At 75.0% G+C, this 16360-nt stretch carries 16 protein-coding genes; 10 read left to right on the plus strand and 6 right to left on the minus strand.

Annotation, left to right across the window (positions count from 1 at the left end):
• Positions 1–2: 2 nt before the first annotated feature.
• Positions 3–800 carry a hypothetical protein gene (locus CRP30_RS06295; RefSeq protein WP_143278407.1) on the minus strand — a complete coding sequence of 266 codons (798 nt, stop codon included), beginning with the start codon at positions 798–800 and terminating at the stop codon, positions 3–5.
• 153 nt (positions 801–953) lie between these two features.
• Between CRP30_RS06295 and CRP30_RS06300 the strand changes: the two genes are divergently transcribed.
• Positions 954–2237, plus strand: coding sequence for a competence/damage-inducible protein A (locus CRP30_RS06300; protein ID WP_097182988.1), 1284 nt, complete (start codon positions 954–956; stop codon positions 2235–2237).
• 2 nt (positions 2238–2239) lie between these two features.
• On the opposite strand, the gene CRP30_RS22700 is transcribed toward CRP30_RS06300, so the two are convergent.
• The 4 genes from CRP30_RS22700 to CRP30_RS22455 form a co-directional block, all read right to left on the minus strand.
• A complete protein-coding gene (locus CRP30_RS22700; protein ID WP_097182989.1) occupies positions 2240–2398 on the minus strand; it encodes a hypothetical protein in 159 nt (52 codons plus the stop codon).
• A 32-nt stretch (positions 2399–2430) separates the two neighbouring features.
• Positions 2431–3279: a class E sortase gene (locus CRP30_RS06310; protein WP_235003201.1), complete on the minus strand. Its 849-nt coding sequence runs from the start codon at positions 3277–3279 to the stop codon at positions 2431–2433.
• 177 nt (positions 3280–3456) lie between these two features.
• The gene (locus tag CRP30_RS06315) at positions 3457–4848 is read right to left on the minus strand and encodes an autotransporter outer membrane beta-barrel domain-containing protein (protein ID WP_097182990.1); all 1392 of its coding nucleotides are present in this window, start codon (positions 4846–4848) and stop codon (positions 3457–3459) included.
• Positions 4849–5035: 187 nt separating this feature from the next.
• Positions 5036–5704 carry a hypothetical protein gene (locus CRP30_RS22455; RefSeq protein ID WP_097182991.1) on the minus strand — a complete coding sequence of 223 codons (669 nt, stop codon included), beginning with the start codon at positions 5702–5704 and terminating at the stop codon, positions 5036–5038.
• Here CRP30_RS22455 and CRP30_RS22460 point away from each other — a divergent pair.
• The 6 genes from CRP30_RS22460 (at position 5697) to CRP30_RS06350 (ending at position 11662) form a co-directional block, all read left to right on the plus strand.
• Positions 5697–5960 (plus strand): hypothetical protein, encoded by a 264-nt coding sequence (locus CRP30_RS22460; RefSeq protein WP_159961564.1) that lies wholly within the window; start codon positions 5697–5699, stop codon positions 5958–5960. The two genes, CRP30_RS22455 and CRP30_RS22460, sit on opposite strands and share 8 nt — an antisense overlap.
• Positions 5961–6335: 375 nt before the next feature.
• A complete protein-coding gene (locus tag CRP30_RS06330; RefSeq protein WP_200814565.1) occupies positions 6336–6542 on the plus strand; it encodes a hypothetical protein in 207 nt (68 codons plus the stop codon).
• The gene (locus CRP30_RS06335; protein WP_097182994.1) at positions 6530–6928 is read left to right on the plus strand and encodes a type II toxin-antitoxin system death-on-curing family toxin; all 399 of its coding nucleotides are present in this window, start codon (positions 6530–6532) and stop codon (positions 6926–6928) included. The genes CRP30_RS06330 and CRP30_RS06335 overlap by 13 nt, the downstream gene beginning before the upstream one ends.
• A 23-nt stretch (positions 6929–6951) precedes the next feature.
• Positions 6952–8571, plus strand: coding sequence for an acyl-CoA dehydrogenase family protein (locus CRP30_RS06340; RefSeq protein ID WP_097183189.1), 1620 nt, complete (start codon positions 6952–6954; stop codon positions 8569–8571).
• Positions 8572–8690: 119 nt separating this feature from the next.
• Entirely contained in the window at positions 8691–10811 is a 2121-nt protein-coding gene (locus CRP30_RS06345) for a putative bifunctional diguanylate cyclase/phosphodiesterase (protein ID WP_235003202.1), read from the plus strand.
• Positions 10812–10927: 116 nt separating this feature from the next.
• Positions 10928–11662: an NYN domain-containing protein gene (locus tag CRP30_RS06350; protein ID WP_235003203.1), complete on the plus strand. Its 735-nt coding sequence runs from the start codon at positions 10928–10930 to the stop codon at positions 11660–11662.
• A gap of 37 nt (positions 11663–11699) precedes the next feature.
• On the opposite strand, the gene CRP30_RS06355 is transcribed toward CRP30_RS06350, so the two are convergent.
• Entirely contained in the window at positions 11700–12146 is a 447-nt protein-coding gene (locus CRP30_RS06355; protein ID WP_097182996.1) for a YdeI/OmpD-associated family protein, read from the minus strand.
• A 180-nt stretch (positions 12147–12326) separates the two neighbouring features.
• Between CRP30_RS06355 and CRP30_RS06360 the strand changes: the two genes are divergently transcribed.
• From CRP30_RS06360 to CRP30_RS06370, 3 genes are all read left to right on the plus strand, one after another.
• Complete coding sequence (locus CRP30_RS06360; RefSeq protein ID WP_097182997.1) at positions 12327–12989, plus strand: flagellar brake protein; 663 nt, start codon at positions 12327–12329, stop codon at positions 12987–12989.
• 76 nt (positions 12990–13065) lie between these two features.
• Entirely contained in the window at positions 13066–14769 is a 1704-nt protein-coding gene (locus CRP30_RS06365; RefSeq protein WP_097182998.1) for a GTPase family protein, read from the plus strand.
• A complete protein-coding gene (locus CRP30_RS06370; RefSeq protein ID WP_097182999.1) occupies positions 14766–16358 on the plus strand; it encodes a GTPase in 1593 nt (530 codons plus the stop codon). Before CRP30_RS06365 ends, CRP30_RS06370 begins: the two co-directional genes overlap by 4 nt.
• The last annotated feature ends 2 nt before the right edge of the window (positions 16359–16360 follow it).

Below are 16360 nucleotides of genomic sequence, written 5' to 3' on the forward strand. Positions count from 1 at the left end.
GGTCAGTCCTTCCGGCTGCGCGGGCCGATCCAGAGCGCGCCACCCAGCGCGGCCAGGGCGGCGGTGAGGACGAAGCCGCGGTCGCTGTCGACGACCGGGAGGACGACGAGCAGCCAGAAGACGGCCAGGCCGACCAGTCCGGCGGCGGCCACCCGCCATGCCGGGCCGGAACGCAGCCGGTTGCCGGCCGGGAAGAAGGCGGCGAACGCCACGAGGCCGAGCAGGACGCAGGCCGTGGCGAAGGCCGACCAGAGGGGGATGCGCTGCCAGTAGGACTCGACCTCCTCGCCCCGCATCGTCAGCCCGATCTCGAGCAGCGCCAGCGAGACGACGGTCAGGCCGAGGCCGAGTAGGGCGGGCCGGTCCCAGGTGGCCCGGCGCTTCGCCGGTCGGTCGGCCACGGCCGGCGACTCGAGCGTCTCGGGCCACACCGGACCGGCAGGGTTCTCGGGCGCCGGCGCGGCTGCCCCGTGCGGGGCGGCCTGCGCAGTCGAGCCCGCGTCGGCGGGCGGCCCGGCCTCGTCGTGCGGGACAGGAGTCGGCCGGACCGGGGGCGGCGGCGGGGGCGTGCCGATGCCCGGCAGGCCGGGTACGAAGTCGACCGGCCCGGTCGGGGCGAGCGTCTCGACCGGCTCCACCGGTGCCGGCGTGGTGGCACCCGGGTGCGGCGGGAGCTGCTGCGTGGCGGTCGCGCCGGCGGGCGGCTGCACGACGGGGATCTCCTGGGTGCTCGGCGGCCGGGTGCTCGGTGGCTGGGCGCTGCCGGGCGCCGCGGGCGACTGGGGGTCGGACGAACTCACGGCTCCTCCTCTGCTCCGGGGTGGGGTGGTCGGCGTGCGCCGGTAGGTCCGCGGATCGGGCCCGCGGATCGGACCCGGCGCTCCGCACGGTATCCGCGCGCGGTCGCCCGGCCTGCGAGGCGCCCCGGGGTGCACCGCGCCTAGGGTCGGTGCGTGGGTACGCGCGCAGGCATCGTCGTCACCGGGACCGAGGTGCTCACCGGTCGGGTGCCCGACCGCAACGGGCCCTGGCTCGCCGAGCAGCTCCGCCTCCTCGGCGTCGACGTGGGCCACGTGGTCGTCGTGGGCGACCGCCCCGAGGACCTGCGGGCGGCCCTCTCCTTCCTCACCAGCACCGGCGCCTCCCTCGTCATCACCTCCGGCGGGCTGGGGCCGACGGCCGACGACCTGACCGCGGAGGTCGTGGGCGCGTACCAGGGACGGCCGTCCGCGGTGGACGCCGAGCTGGAGCAGCGGATCGCGGCGGTGGTCGAACGGCTGATGGCCCGCCGCGGCTGGCGGACCGACCCGTCCGCGACGGCGGCCGGCGTCCGCAAGCAGGCCCGGGTGCCCGACGGCGCGACCGTGCTCGGACCGGTCGGCACCGCACCGGGTCTCGTGGTGCCGCCGGCGGACGGGCGGGACGGACCGACGGTCCTGGTGCTCCCCGGTCCGCCGTCGGAGCTGCAGGGCATGTGGCCCGACGCGGTGGCGGCGGCGCCGGTCCGCGCGGCACTGACGGGTGCGACCGAGCTGCGCCAGGAGACGGTGCGGCTGTGGGGAACGCTGGAGGCGCAGCTCGCCGTCACCCTCCGGGAACTCGACGCGGAGCTCTCCGGGCTGGAGATCACGACGTGCCTGCGGGAGGGCGAGCTGGAGATCGTCACCCGCTTCGCGCCCGCGGCGCAGGGGGCCTACGACCGGCTCGCCGCGGCGCTGGCCGCCGAGTACGCCGGCACGATCTTCTCCACCGGCCCGACCCTCGACGAGCTGGTGGGCCGGGCGTTCGCCGATCAGGGCCGGACGGTGGCCACGGCGGAGTCGTGCACCGGCGGGCTGCTGGCCGCGCGGCTGACCGAGCGGCCGGGATCGTCGGCCTGGGTCCGTGGCGGCGTCGTCGCCTACGCCAACACGGCGAAGGAGCAGCTGCTCGACGTCCCAGCAGCGCTGCTGGCCGAGCACGGGGCGGTGAGCGCCGAGGTCGCGGTCGCGCTCGCCGAGGGCGCCCGGGCACGGTTCGGGACGGACGTCGGCGTCGGCATCACCGGGATCGCCGGGCCGGGCGGCGGGTCTCCGGAGAAGCCGGTCGGGACGGTGCACCTGTGCGTCGCGACCGCGGACGGCCGGGAGGCGCGCGCCCTGCGGCTGCCCGGTGCACGGTCCGCCGTCCGGGAGCGGTCGGTCACGATGGCGATGCACCTGCTGCGCCGGGCGTTGCTCGGGGGACCGCCCGCCTGAGGTCAGGGCGTGACGGTCACCTCGGTGAAGGGCAGGAGCGGCTCGACCTCGGGGAAGACCACGAAGAGGAGCAGGGCCGCCACGGCCAGGACCAGGACCAGCGCCTCGAGCGCCTTCACTGCCGTGCTGCCCGGCAGGCGCCGCCAGATCCAGGTGTACATGCGGATGGCCTCCGGAGTCGTCGCGGGCAGCGTCAGCTGCCGAGCGCGGGGGGCCCGTCGGGAGCGGACGCCTTGCTCACCGGGGCGCCGTCCAGCCGGGCGTGGACGATGAGCCGCTGCGCGGCCGAGTACTTCGGGTGGCACGTGGTGAGCGTCAGGTAGGCGCCCGAGGTCGCGGCGTCCACGGACGCGCCGGGAGTCGGCGAGATGACCGCGGTGTCTGTCGGCCGGACGATCTCGCGGCCCGGGATGCCACTGGGGTCCGCGCGGAAGTCGCCCGTGGCCGGGTCCCCGAGGACCCGGTAGGTGTACCAGTTGCCCTCGGTCTCGACCACGATGGCGTCCCCCGGCCGCATGCGGTCCAGGTCGAGGAAGGGTGACCCGCGACCGACGCGGTGGCCGGCCACTGCGAAGTTCCCCTCCTGGCCGGGCATCGCGGTGTCGAGGTAGTGGCCCGGCCCCTGCTCGAGCTGCACCTGGGCGGTGCCCTCGACGATCACGCGGGAGTAGTCCTCGCCCAGGCGCGGGATGTGCAGCACGGCGAGCGGCTGACCCAGCTCTGCCTGGAAGGACTCCGGGGCGGGGGCGGGGGCGGGGGCAGGCGCGCCCGCCGGAGGGGTCACCGTGGGGGCGTCGGCCGGGGGGGACTCCGCCCACTGCTCCTGGATCTGCTGGCTGAGCTGGTCCTGTTCCCGCGCGGCGATGAGGTCGGTGACGTAGAGCTCGTAGACGACGAACAGCAGGGCGACGAGTCCGAAGGTGATCAGCGTCTGGCCGATGCCGCGGGACAGCGTCCGCAGCCAGTCGCCCCGCGAGCGCGGCGCGGCCGCGGTGGGCCGGGTGTCGCTCGGGGGGCTGTCCACGTCGACTGCGCTGCTCACCGCGGATCCTGTCTGCCGGGAGGGGTGGGCACCTCCTGCCGGACGTCGATCCCGGCAGGAGGTGCCCTGGTCATGCCCTACGGGTGGTGGGTGGTGCCGTACTGGTGTTGCCCTGCTGGTGGTGCTGAGTGGTGCCCGGCCCGCCGCCCTGGATGGGTCGGGCGGCGGGCCGGTGGATCAGACCGCCGCGGTGGCGGTGCGGCGACGGCCGGCCAGCGTGAGAGCGCCACCCGCACCCAGGGCCAGGAGGCCCAGGGTCAGCGGAGCGGTGGTCTCGGCGCCGGTGTAGGCCAGCTGGCCCTTCGGCTGTGCGTGGGTGTTCATCGGAGCGGCGGCCCGGTGGTGGACCGGAGCCGCGGCCTTGTGGTGCTGCTGGACCGGAGCGGCCTCGTGCTTGGCCGGAGCCGGCTGCGCCGGGGCGTGGTGCACCGGCTTCTCGTTCGGCTTGCAGACCCAGGCGCTGCCGCCACCGGCGGTGGCGTTGTTGGAGCAGGTCACGTCAGCGTCGCCGCCGATCGAGATGATGTTGATGATGTTGGTGATGTGCTGCGAGCAGTCGACGTCGCCCTCTTCGCTGTAGCAGGTGAGGGTGTTGTCGTTGCCGACGATGACCTTGATGATCGAGTCGCCGCCGTTGGCGTTGACGGTGCCGGTCTCGGCGTTGTTGTCGACGTTGTTGCGGGCGTCACTGTCCTGGTCGAGGTAGGTGTCGCCGTAACCGCCGTCGCCGTGCTTGCCACCGTCTCCGCCACTGGTCACGGAGTCGTTGTCGTTGCGGGCGTTGGCGTTGTAGCGGGCAGCGTTGCCGGCCGCGGCGTTGTTGCTGCCGTGGACCCCGGCGTCGCCGCCGCGGGAGGCGACGTCGACCTCGTTGTGGATGACCTGCGAGCCCTCGGCGTCGCCCTTGTCGTCGCTGCCGGCGTCGACGGAGTTGCCGTTGCCGGCGATGACGCCGACGACGGAGTCGCCGCCGTTGGCGTTGACGGTGCCGGACTCGGCGTTGTTGTCGACGTTGTTGCGGGCGTCGGCGTCCTGGACGACGTCGGTGTAGGCGTCGCCGCCGTCGCCGTGCTTGCCGGCGTCCCCGCCCGTGGTGACGGAGTCGTTGTGGTTGGAGGCGTCGGCGTTGTACGACGCACCGTTGCCGGCGGCCGCGTTGTTGCTGTTGCTGACGCTGGCGTTGCCGCCCTGCGACGCGACGTCGACCTCGTTGTGGACGGTCTGCGACGCGTTCACGTCACCCTTGTCGCCGCTCCCGGCGTCGACCGAGTTGCCGTTGCCGGCGAACACGATGACGTAGGAGTCGCCGCCGTTGGCGTTGACGGTGCCGGACTCGGCGTTGTTGCTGACGTTGTTGCGGGCGTCGGCATCCTGGTCGACGACCGTCTCGGCGCCGCCGCCGGAGCCGCCGGAGCCGCCCTCGCCGCCGGTGGTGACCGACTCGTTGCTGTTGGCGGCCTCGGCGTCGTAGGAAGCGGTGTTGCCCGCTGCTGCGTTGTTGCTGCCGCTGACGTCTGCGTCAGAGGCGCTCGCCGCCGCCTGGCCGAGGATGAGGAATCCTCCGGCCATGCCTGCGATGGCGAGTCCGTTTCTCACGGATCGATTCACGTGCGTGTCCTTTGTGAATGTGCGCGTCACATGCGGGTATGAAGTGACGCGCTGGTGAATGGGTGACGAGCGGGGCGGCTGCACTTGGTCGGTGATGTGCCCCCCGTGGCACACCTGAGGACGGACGCAGGCCGCAGTAGCGGCGGCGTCAGTCCGGCCGTGTAGCGGGGTCGGTCGCCGTGAGGGTGGGCGACCCCGCTGCCGGCGCCGCGACGCCGGGCTCGTTCACCGCGAGGAAGATGTCGGCAGGCGTGCCGAGGACCGCGGCAACGACGGAACCCACGGTCTTGGACGTGCTCTGGCCGGCGCTCTGGCTGCCGCAACCGGCGCCGGCGACCGTGGGAGCCGGCGCGCTGGAGGACAGCGGCGCCTCAGGGGCGGACGGCTGCGGCGCGGGCTCCGGCGTGACCTGGCCGATGAACTGCTGGGCGAGCAGGTCCGACGTCTCCGGGGAAGCCGCGCTCGGCGCCACCGCGGGTGCGGTCCGCTCGGCGGCACCGGCGCCCGTCGACCGGGCGGTCCCGGCGGTGCCGGCGTCCGCGGCCGATCCGGGCACGGCGCAGAGCACGGCGAGGTCGCCGGCGGGCTGGGTGGCCGGCGCCGCGGCCTGAGCCGTCGCCGGAGTCGTTCCCGAGCAGGCCGGGGCGTCCGTGGTGGCAGCCGTGGCGGTCGCGGACGCGCCTCGCGACTCGTCGCATGCCGACTGTGCCGTGCCGGGCGTCCCGCCCACCTCGGTGGTCGTGACGGTGGTGGTGCCGTCCCGGTTCGTCGTCGTCGTGGTCGTCGTGTCGGTGGTGGTGGTGGTCGTCGTGGTCACGCTGCTGCTCGTGGCCGACGCGAGGACGGTGACGTTCCCGGCTGACGCGGAGACATCGTCCGCCGCGGCGCCGCCCGGCGCTGCCGACGCACCCTGCGGTGCCGGCACGGGCTCGGGAACGCTGCCCGCGGTGGTGGCCACCGACGTGACCGAGGCGCCGATCGCGCTGGTGGAAGCCTCCACGACCGAGGTCACCGTCGACGTGACCACGCTGGTGATCGAACGCGGGCTCGGCTGCGCCTCTGTCGGTGCCTGATCGGCCTCCGCGGCGACGGGAGCCGGCTCGTCGGCGTGGGCCGCCGCGGCGGTCCCGACCGCGATGCAGGCGTAGGCCCCGGCCCCCAGGACGCACGCCTGCAGGCTGCGACGGAGCAGCGACCTGCGGACAGGGAACGGCTCCAGGCCGTTCCTGCTCGCGGTGGTCCCCGTCATGGGGCGGACGTTATGAACGAGTTCGTCTCGTGACTACCGGGTCGTGCACCACCGTGAAGTGTGCGGCGTGTCACCTGCCCTCACCCGACCGGGGGATTGCGGAGAGTAACCGAAACCGGGTTGTTACCGAGTCTGGTATCAACCTGATACCTGGCTGAGACCACAGCGGGGCGACACCCAGGGGGTGTGGAGCATGGCCATGACGCTCAGGCTGAGCCCGGCGCAGTCCGAGGCACTGCGCCGTCGCGCCGTGGCCGAGGGCGCCTCGATGCAGGACGTCGCCCGGCGGGCGGTGGAGGCCTACATCCGGGCCCACGAGCCCGAGGTGCCGATCGCGACCGTGATCGACACCGAGCTGCACCGGTTCGCCGGGGCCGTCGAGTGGTTGAGCCGATGGCGGGACTGACCCTCGAGGACCTGCTCGAGGTCGCCCGGCGCACGCTCGGGTCGGACATGCGGGTCCGCGACCTGGGGCTGCTCACGGCCGCGCTGGCCCGGATCGAGGCGCGCGCGCTGGGCCACGACGTGTACCCCACCGTCGAGGAGCGGGCGGCCGCCCTGCTGCACTCCCTCGCCACCACCGCGCCGCTCGTGCACGGCAACCGGCCCTTCGCGTGGGCGGCGACGGCGGTCTACCTGGCCCGCAGGGGCTGTCCCTCGGCGCTCACCGACGAGCAGGCGGTCAGCCTGGTCACCGACGTCCTGACCGGCCGCGTCGAGGCCGTCACGGCGATCGCCGACCGGCTGCGCGGGACGAGCGGACCCGCCGCCGGGACGCCGTCCCCCGCGTGAGCGCCCCACGTACGGTGGCGATCATGGGGTCCACGCACGAGGTGACCAACCAGGTTCCGCCGCTCGCCGGGCACGACCCGATCGCCGGTGACACCGCGCTCGCGGAGGCCTGCGTCCGGCACGCCGACGCCACGGCGCTCGCGTCGCTGGCCGATCTCGGGCGGCTCTCCGGCAGCGAGCAGGCGCAGGAGTGGGGCCGGCTGGCCAACGAGAACCCGCCCCGGCTGCGGACGCACGACCGGTACGGGCACCGGATCGACGAGGTCGAGTTCCACCCGGCCTGGCACGAGCTCATGCGCACCGCCGTGGGGCACGGCCTGGCCGGCGCCCCGTGGGCGGAGCGGTCCCCCCACGCGCACGTCCGGCGCGCCGTCGGCTACTTCGGGTGGACGCAGAACGAGATGGGTCACGGCTGTCCGGTGACGATGACCTACGCGGTCGTCCCCGCGCTGCGGCGCACACCCGAGCTCGCCGCCCGCTACGAACCGGGGCTGACGTCGACCGCCTACCAGTTCGGGCTGGCCGAGCCGACCGGCAAGCGCGGCCTCGTCGCCGGCATGGGGATGACGGAGAAGCAGGGCGGCTCCGACGTCCGGGCCAACAGCACCCGCGCCGTCGCCCAGCCGGACGGGTCCTACCGGCTGACCGGTCACAAGTGGTTCACCTCGGCGCCGATGAGCGACCTCTTCCTGGTGCTGGCCCGGCTGGAGGAGGGCATCTCCTGCTTCGTGGTCCCCCGGGTGCTGCCGGACGGCACGCGCAACGTGTTCCACGTGCAACGTCTGAAGGACAAGCTCGGCGACCGGTCCAACGCCAGCAGCGAGGTGGAGTTCGACGGGACGACGGGGTGGCTCGTGGGGGAGCCGGGGCGCGGGGTGCCGGCCATCATCGAGATGGTCAACATGACCCGCCTGGACTGCGTCCTCGGTTCGGCTGCCACCATCCGTGCCGCGCTCACGCAGGCCATCCACCACGCGCGGCACCGGCGGGCCTTCGGCGCCCTGCTCGTCGACCAGCCGCTCATGCAGAACGTGCTGGCCGATCTGGCCGTGGAGAGCGAGGCGGCGACGGCGCTGGCGATCCGGCTCGCCGCTGCGGTCGACGCCGGGGAGTCGCCCTTCCTGCGGCTGGCCGGCGCCGCCGCGAAGTTCTGGGTGTGCAAGCGGACGCCGGGCGTCGTGGCCGAGGCCATGGAGGTGCTCGGCGGCAACGGCTACGTCGAGGACTCGGGCCTGCCGCGGCTCTACCGGCAGTCGCCGCTGAACTCCATCTGGGAGGGCTCGGGAAACGTGATCGCGCTCGACGTGCTGCGCGCCATGGGCCGCTCGTCGGACTCCCTGGCCGCCGTCGACGCGGAGCTGGAGCTCGCGCGAGGCGTCGACGACCGGTACGACGACGCCGTCGGGCGGCTGCGCGCGGAGCTCGCCGACCCCGAGGACCTGCCCGTCCGGGCGCGGCGGATCGCCGGTCTCCTCGCTCTCTGCCTGCAGGGCTCCCTGCTCCTGCGGCACGCGCCCGACGCGGTCGCGGACGCCTTCTGCGCCTCTCGCCTGGGCGGGAGCGGCGGTGGCGTGCTCGGAATGCTGCCCGCGACGACGGCGGCCGCCAAGATCGTCGAACGGGCGTCGGTCGCCCCTGTCTGATCGGCGGTCGGGATGACTACTCTCGTGTCATTCACCGATCACCGGCAGCGGTGCCGGGCGGTGTCGTGCCGTAATTCCGCTAGCTGCGGATCGACCATGAGCGGACGAGAGCGGGCAGCGTGCAACCAGACGACGACGGCCCTCGGTCGGGACGGCGCGACGTGCTGGACGGCGTCCCCGACGCGGTCTACCGGCTGGACGCGCAGGGACGGTTCACCTATCTGAACGCCGCGGCGGAGGGCCTCTTCAGGCGCCGGGCCGACGAGCTGATCGGCCGCTCGATGGTCGAGTGCTTCCCGATGCTGGAAGGCACTCCCGCGGAGAAGCTGCTGCACGAGGTGCTCGCCACGGCCGAACCGCGGCAGTTCGACCACTACGCCGAGCAGCGGGACCGCTGGTTCGAGGTCCGCGCCTTCCCGGATGCCGAGGGCATCGCGGTCTTCTTCCGCGACGTCGACGCCCAGCACCGCGCCGCGCAACGTCGCGAGACCGCGCTCCGCGAGCTCACCGCCGTCCTCGAGGCACTGCCGTCCGCGACGGTCCTGGTGGACGAGGACGGCCGGATCCTCATCACCAACCGGGCCTGGGAGGCCAACAGCGAGCTGCTGCGCAGCAGCGGCATCGATCCCGGCGGCCTCGACGACGACTACCTCGAGTGCCTGCGCCGCGGACTGCCGGGGGACGACCAGGCGGCGGTGGCCGCCGGCCTGGCCAGGCTGCAGGCGGAGCCGCTGGACGGCCTGCCCGGCTCCTTCGACCACGAGTACTCCGCGCAGCTCGGGTCCTTCGCCACCTGGTTCCGGCTGCAGGCCGCGCGCGTGCCCGACTCCCGGCGCGTGGTGGTCACGCACACCGACATCACCGAGCGGGTCCGCGGCGAGCAGGCGCTCGCCTGGCGGGCCGGGCACGACGAGCTGACCGGCCTGCCGAACCGGGCGACGCTGCTGGACATGATCGCCGACGCCCTCGCCCACGGGACTCCGGACGCCCCGGGCACGGCGCTGCTGGTGCTGGACCTCGACGGCTTCAAGACCGTCAACGACTCCCTCGGCCACCAGATCGGCGACCGGCTGCTGCGGCAGGTGGGGGAGCGCCTCGCCGAGCAGGTGCGGCCGGGCGACGCCGTCGGGCGGCTCGGCGCGGACCAGTTCGTCGTGCTGGCCCGCAGTTGCGATCAGGCGGAGGCGGCCGCGCTGGCCTTCCGCCTGCAGTCGACCTTCGCGCTGCCCTTCACCGCGTCCGGCATCTCCGTGCCGCTGTCGGCGAGCATCGGCGTCGCTGTCTCCCGTTCCGACGTCCGCGACCCGCACCAGCTGCTCAGCGACGCGGATGCGGCGATGTTCGCCGCGAAGAGCTCGGGCCGCGACCGGGTGCACCTGTTCTCCCCGGGTCTGCGCGAGGCGGCGCGCTGGCGCCTGGAGGTCGCCACCCGGCTGCGCGGGGACGCCATCGACCAGCTGGTCGTCCACTACCAGCCGGTGGTCCGCCTCGACACCGGCGAGGTGGAGGGCGTGGAGGCGCTGGTCCGCTGGCAGCACCCGGAGCGGGGCCTGCTGCCCCCCGACTCCTTCCTCTCCGTCGCGGAGGAGACCGGTCAGGTCATCCCCATCACCCGGTGGCTGCTGCGCGAGACCACCCGCAAGGCCGCCGAGTGGGCGGCGCAGGGCCTGCCGCTGCGCATGTCGGTGAACATCAGCGCCCGCCACTTCTCCGCCGAGACGTTGGTCCGGGACGTGCGCGTCGCGTTGCGCGACTCCGGCCTGCCGCCCGACCAGCTCGTCCTCGAGCTGACCGAGACCAGCGTGGCCGAGGACCCGACGCGCGCCGAGGACCAGCTGACCGTGCTGCGCAGCTTCGGTGTCCGGGTGGCCATCGACGACTTCGGCACCGGTTGGTCCTCGCTGGCCCAGCTGTTCGCCCTACCCATCGGCACGCTGAAGATCGACCGGTCGCTGCTCAACGCGGCCGAGCGGGCGGTGGCCGGGGAGACCGGAGCGGTGCTGCACGCGATCGTGGAGCTCACCCGCACACTGGGGATCCGGTCGGTGGCCGAGGGCGTGGAGACGCCCGAACACCTGCGGATGGTCCGGGAGGCCGGCTGCGACCTCGCCCAGGGGTGGCTGCTCGGCCAGGCCATGCCGGCCGAGGAGATCCCGCGTTTCGTGCGCTCGGTCCAGGCCGCGGGCGGGGACCTCTGCGCGCTGGCGGTCGCCGGCGCATCGGTCCCCCAGGCAGGGTGATCGGCCGCCGCGTGGGCCGCCGGGCGAGCGCGCCGGGCGGGCCGCCCCGGGTGCCGGACGCGCGTCCGCCGGTCCCGGAGCGCACCGGCCGGCAGGCGGCGCGGCACACTGCTCCCGTGCCCGACAGCCTGGACGCCGAACTCGCCACCCTCACCGACGAGGAACAGGCGGCCGACAGCCCCTCGCCCCAGCCGGCCGCGGGAGCGCCGGAGGGCCGGCAGCAACCGGCGCTGGACCTGCTCATCTGGGACGCCCCGAACATCGACATGACCCTGTCGACGGTCATCGGGGCCCGGCCCACCGCGGCCTCCCGGCCGCGGTTCGACGCCATCGCGGCCTGGTTCGTCGAGGGCGCGGGCGACCCGTCCACGCCCGGCGCGGCCGATGTCGAGGCGTGCGTGTTCGCCAACATCCCGCCACAGCCGGGGACGCTGCAGCGCTGGGTCGAGGCCCTGCGCGGGTTCGGCTACTCGGTCTTCGCCCGGCCGAAGTCGCAGCCCGACGACGACATCGACCAGGACATGCTCGACCACATCGCCGTCCGGGCGCACAGCCACCGGCTGCGCCGGCTGGTCGTGTTCTCGGGTGACGGGCGGAACTTCGCCGAGCCGCTGGAGCAGCTCGTCCGCGAGGGCACCCAGGTCGTCGTCGTCGCCTTCAGCGAGGTCGCGGGGTACGCGATCAGTTCGGAGCTGCTGGAGTTCATCGACATCGAGGACGTCCCCGGGGCGTTCGTCGAGCCCCTGGACCGCGTGCGCCTCGACGCCCTCCCGCCGGACGGCGCCTGGCTGCGGCCGACCCGCAGCCTGCGGGACTTCGTCAGCAGCTTCACCGCCCGCCGGGACCGCTGAGCGCTGCCGTCCCGCAGACGGGCGGTCGCCGCCGTGCTCAGCGGCCGCCCGAGCGCAGCGTCTCGAGCGCCTTGGCGACCCGTCGCTGACGGGTCTCCGGGGTCTTCGCGTCCTCGACGGCCAACACGTGCCGACGCCGATGGCTGTACGACAGTCGCTCGAACGCCTCGCGGGCCGCGGGGTCGCCGTCGAGGGCGACGCGCAGGTCCTCGGGGACGGCGACCTCCCGGGGCTCGGTGTCCAGCTCGATGTCGACCTCGACGTCGTCGCCCGCCGCCACGCCGGCCGCCGTCCGGTGCTCCGCACTCAGCGGGAGCAGGTACCGCCCGCCCATGACCGCCACGGTGCTGCGGTACGTGTGCCCGCCCACCGTCACCCGGACCGGCGGCTTCTTCCCCGCACCGAGCTCCTCCACCACGGCGGCGGGCACCTCCATGCCCGTGGCGGTCCTCCCGCCCAGCTCGACCCTCGTCGTGAACCTCACGCAGGGGAGTCTGCCCGGCCGGCACCGCCGCCTCCATCCGCTGCCCCGAGGAGCGGTCCCCGCTGCGGCGCGTCGGGCACGGCGGCGTCGCCGGGCGGGAACCCGCGGGTTACCGTCGCCGACCGGGGAGTTCCACCGGGTCGACGACCCCGTGCCCCGTAGACCGATCGGAGAGGACCCATGACGAGCGTTCCGGGAGTCGATCATCCCGAGGAGCAGACGGAGGCCGAGGTGACGCTCGACGGGCGGGGCATCTCGGTCAGCTCGCGCGTGGAAGGCGTCACCAAGGGCTTCATCACCGTGCGTCCGTCCGTGGGCGAGTTCGTCGAGCAGGTGGTGGTCCGGGTCGGCGACCCCGTCGCGATCTTCTGGTCGAGCGAGGAGACCCAGCGCTCCCTCCCGGCGCGGGTCAGCGACGTCGAGACCGGCGCGGTCGTCCGGTGGCGGATGGAGGCCACCGGGCCGGCCGAGGTCAGTCAGCGGCGGCAGGCGGTTCGTGGGCGGGTGCAGGCGCCGGTCGTGGCCGGCTACGGGGCGATCGACCTCACGGGCACGACCATCGACCTCAGCGAGGCCGGGCTGCGCGCGGAGTTCGAGGGCCTCGGGGCCCCACCGGAGGCCGGCGCGAAGCTCGACCTGGTCCTGACCCTGGACGACGGTGAGACGAGGACGAAGGCGGAGGTGGTGCGCACCCACGCCCGTGGCGCCCGCTGGATCATGTCGATCCGCTTCCTCGGCATCCAGGAGAAGGATCAGGACCGCGTCCGCCGGAGGGTCTTCACGGCGCTCCGCGAGGAGCGGGCGAGCAAGGCCGGTCATGCCCTTCCGGACCCGCGGGACTAGCTCTGCCCCACTCGCGGGAGCAGTCCCGCCGAACCCGCGGGGGTAGCCGGGGTCCGTACGGGGCAGTGCTCCGGATGTGACCGCCCCGCCCCTCCGGCTCCCCGACGCCCTCGCGGCGTTGCGCGATCAGCTGGCGATGACGCCTCTCGGGCTGGCCACGCCGGGCCGGGACGACGCCGTCCGCGCCGCCCGCGCCGTCCGTGACCAGATCGACGACTACCTGCTCCCCCGGCTCGGTGACCTGGACGCGCCGCTGCTCACCGTCGTCGGAGGCTCCACCGGCGCCGGCAAGTCCACGCTGGTGAACAGCCTCATCGGCAGCCCGGTGACGACGGCGGGCGTCCTCCGGCCGACGACGCGGGCCCCGGTCCTCGTCTGCGCGCGGTCGGACGCGGCCGCCTTCGCCGGTGACCGGGTGCTCCCGGGCTTGTCCCGGGTCACCGGCGGCAGCGGCGGTCCGGGCACCGTCCAGCTCGTCGTCCGCGACGACGTCCCGCCGGGCCTCGCCCTCCTGGACGCCCCCGACGTCGACTCGGTGGTGGAGTCCAACCGCGAGCTGGCCGGGCAGCTCCTGGCCGCGGCGGACCTCTGGGTCTTCGTCACCACCGCCGCCCGCTACGCCGACGCGGTGCCGTGGGACCTGCTCCGGACGGCGCAGGAGCGGGGCACCGCCCTGGCCGTCGTCCTGGACCGCGTGCCGCCCGAGGCGGCCGGCGAGGTCGCCGCCGATCTGCACGGGATGCTGCAGCGCGCCGGCCTGGCGAGCGCGCGGCTCTTCGTCGTGGAGGAGCGGCCACTGGTCGACGGCCGGGTCCCCGAGGACCAGGTCGCGCCGCTGCGGTCCTGGCTGCACGGGCTGGCCGCCGACCAGGGGGCCAGGTCGGCGGTGGTCCGGCAGACGCTCACCGGCGCACTGGACAGCCTGGAGCAGCGGGTCGGCGGGATCGCCGCGGTCGTGGACCAGCAGGTGGTGGCGGGGGAGGCGCTCCGCGGCGCGGCGGCCGCCGCCTACACCGCTGCCTACGACGGGATCGACGACGGCGTGCGGAGCGGCACCCTGCTGCGCGGCGAGGTGCTGGCCCGCTGGCAGGAGTTCGTCGGTACCGGGGAGTGGATGCGGGCGCTCCAGGGGCAGGTCAGCCGGCTGCGCGACCGCGTCGTCAGCGCCGTCTCGGGTCGACCGACGCCGGTCGAGGACCTCCAGGGCGCCCTGGAGAGCAGCGTGGAACGCCTGCTGCGTGCCGAGGCCGACCGCGCCGCCGAGCGCACGGTGACCACCTGGCGGTCACTGGCCGGCGGCGCCCAGCTCCTCGCCGGCGCCGAGCGGGAGCTCGAGCAGGTGTCGCCCGACTTCCCGGAGGCGGCCGCGGCGCAGGTGCGCGACTGGCAGGGGACGGTCCTGGACCTGGTGCGCGACCAGGGGGCGGACAAGCGGTCGAGGGCCCGGATCCTCTCGTGGGGCATCAACGGCGCGGGCGCGGTCGTCATGATCGCCGTCTTCGCGCAGACCGGCGGCCTCGTCGGCGGGGAGATCGCGGTGGCGGGCGGCACGACCGTCGTCGGGCAGCGGGTGCTCGAGGCGGTCTTCGGCGATGCCGCCGTGCGGTCGCTGGCCGCCCGCGCCCGCGAGGACCTGCAGCGCCGGGCCGACGGGCTGCTCCGCTACGAGCAGGCCCGCTTCGACGACCGGGTGCAGGACGCGGCGCCGCCACCGGGGGCGTCCGACGCGCTCCGGGCGAGCGTCGCGGAACTGACCGCGGCGCGCCGGGCCACCGCGTGAGGACGAAGGAGCTGCCGCTGGCCGACCGGCTGGCCGCGCTGCGCGACGCCGTCGAGGTGGCCGAGGGGCGCCTCGACGTCCCGGAGGTGCCGCAGGCCCGGGCCCTCCTCGCGAAGGCCGGCGCCCGGGCAGCCCTGGGCGACGCGACCGTGGTGGCGCTCGCCGGTGCCACGGGCAGCGGGAAGTCCACCCTCTTCAACGCGCTCTCCGGCAGCGAGGTCAGCACCCCGGGCATCCGCCGGCCGACCACCGGCGTCGCGCACGCCACGACGTGGGGTGCCGACGGGGCCGACGGTCTGCTGGACTGGCTGGAGGTCCCGCGCCGCCACCGGCACGTCCCCGAGCCGGGGCTCGACGGCCTCGTCCTCCTCGACCTGCCCGATCACGACAGCATCCGGCTCGAGAACCGGCTGGAGGTGGACCGGCTCGTGGCGCTGGTCGACGTCCTGGTGTGGGTGCTGGACCCGGAGAAGTACGCCGACGCCGCGGTGCACGACCGCTACCTCGCCCCGCTCGCGGGGCACAGCGGTGTCCTGCTCGTCGTCCTCAACCAGATCGACCGGCTGGACGCCGTCGCGGCGAAGGAGTGCCTCACCGACCTGCGCGCCCTGCTCGACCGCGAGGGTCTGTCCGGAGTCCCGCTGCTCGCCGCCTCCGGCCGGACGGGCGCGGGCGTCGCCGAGCTCCGCGGGGAGCTGGCCCGCCGGGTCGCGGCGCGGCGGGCGGCCTCGGACCGGCTGACCGCGGACGTGCGCGGCATGGCCGCCGGTCTCGCCCGGCACGCCGGCGACGACGGGGACGGCGGTGCCGCGCTTGCCCGCCGGGACCGCGGGGAGCTCGTCGACGAGCTCGGTGCGGCGCTGGCCGACGCCGCGGGGGTCCCGGCCGTCACGAGCGCCGTCGAGCGGTCGACGCACCGTGCGGGGGTCGCGCACACCGGGTGGCCGCTGGTCCGCTGGGTCCGCAAGCTCCGCCCGGACCCGCTCGGCCGGTTGCACCTGGGTGACGAGCGGGCCCGCACGTCCCTCGCGCCGGCCGGGGCCATCGAGGTGGCGGCGGTGACGACGGCGGTGCGGCGCGCCCGCGACGTCGTGGGCGAGGGGCTGCCGCAGGCCTGGCGGGACGACCTGCGCCGCACGGTGGAGGTGTCGGAGACCGAGCTGGCCGACCGGCTGGACCGGGCGGTGGCCGGGACCGATCTCGGGTCGGACCGGGTGCCGCTCTGGCAGCGCGCGGTCGGGGGCCTGCACTGGGTCCTCGCGCTGACGGCGCTGGTCGGCGCGCTGTGGCTGCTGGCGCTGGTGGCCCTCGGGTTCTTCCAGCTCGACGACGTCGTGCCCCTGCCGCGAGTGGAGGGCCTGCCGCTGCCGACCCTGCTCCTCGGGTGCGGGCTGGTCGCCGGGTTCCTGCTCGCGCTGCTGGCGCGGCCCCTGGTGCGGATGCGCGCCCGGCGGCGGGCGCGGGCGGCCGAGCGACGGCTCCGGGCCGCGATCGGGACCGTGGCCCAGGAGGAGCTGCTGGCCCCGATGACGGCGGTCCGCGAGGACGCCGCCCGCTTCCGCGAGGCCGTCCACAGAGCCAGCAGGTGACC

It is taken from the genome of Blastococcus haudaquaticus (genome assembly GCF_900230285.1).
Classification (GTDB): Bacteria; Actinomycetota; Actinomycetes; order Mycobacteriales; family Geodermatophilaceae; genus Blastococcus_B; species Blastococcus_B haudaquaticus.